1 protein-coding gene is annotated in these 328 nt (G+C 69.5%); it reads left to right on the forward strand.

Annotation, left to right across the window (positions count from 1 at the left end; all coding sequences use genetic code 11):
• A partial coding sequence (locus OF819_RS29095; RefSeq protein ID WP_267246644.1) for a hypothetical protein occupies positions 1–328 on the forward strand: 328 nt, incomplete at both ends.

Consider the following 328-nt stretch of genomic DNA (forward strand, 5'->3'; position numbering starts at 1 on the left):
GGAGCAGGACCTGCACGAGATCTACCAGGGCGAGGTCCGCTACGCACGGGACGCCTTCGAAGGCCTGCGCCTGATGGACGCCCTGATCGCCGTCAAACGCGGCGTCCCCGGCGCCACCCTGCCCGAACTCAAGCAGCGCAGGGTCAAAACCACCGCGCACAGCGCGGTCGAACAGCGCCCCGAGGAAGGCGCGGCCCGCTCCGACGTCGCCATCGACAACCCGGTACCGGAGCCGCCGTTCTTCGGCACCCGCGTCGTCAAGGGGATCCAGCTCAAGGAGTACGCCTCCTGGCTGGACGAGGGCGCGCTGTTCAAAGGCCAGTGGGGC

Origin of the sequence: Streptomyces sp. PR69 (assembly GCF_026420845.1) — a bacterium.
Classification (GTDB): domain Bacteria; phylum Actinomycetota; class Actinomycetes; order Streptomycetales; family Streptomycetaceae; genus Streptomyces.